Source organism: Streptomyces chisholmiae (genome assembly GCF_031845445.1).
GTDB lineage: Bacteria > Actinomycetota > Actinomycetes > Streptomycetales > Streptomycetaceae > Streptomyces > Streptomyces chisholmiae.
Genome location: NZ_JAVREO010000123.1, coordinates 1 through 474, shown reverse-complemented (window position 1 = coordinate 474; position 474 = coordinate 1). Strand labels below are relative to the sequence as shown.

Here is a 474-nt window from a genome sequence, read left to right as displayed (position 1 = left end):
GGGCTTAGGCCCCCGGGGGTGCGTCTTCGCACACGACCTTCTACGGGAAGGACCCCATGCGTACCACCAGGATGACATCCACCACGGCCCGGCACCTGCGCCGGGGTGTGCTCCAGGCGGCGGTCGACGCCGGTGCGGCCTGCACCAGCCTCGACATCGACGCCTTCTTCCGCCGGGACGGCGAGTCGGACATCGAGTGGGCCCCGCGCCGTACCGCCGCGCTCCGCATCTGCGCGGCCTGCCCGGTCCGCGCCGCGTGCGAGGAACTCGCCCTCCGCGACGGCGAGGGCGACCCGGGCGCCGACGAGATCGTACGCGGCGGGCTGACCGGCCCCGAGCTGGCCGCCGCCGGTGACGTCCACGCCGTGCGCCTGGCCGTCGCGAACGCCGCGGACCGGGACACCGAGGGCAGTCTGCTCGACGTCCTGATGGCCCAGCGGCACGCTCTGGCCACCACCTCCACCGAGCGCACAC

1 protein-coding gene is annotated in these 474 nt (G+C 74.9%); it reads left to right on the top strand.

Annotation, left to right across the window (positions count from 1 at the left end):
- Nucleotides 1-71 precede the first annotated feature (71 nt).
- On the top strand, nucleotides 72-474 hold a 403-nt coding region (locus RM844_RS32380), incomplete at its 3' end, for a WhiB family transcriptional regulator (RefSeq protein WP_311671020.1).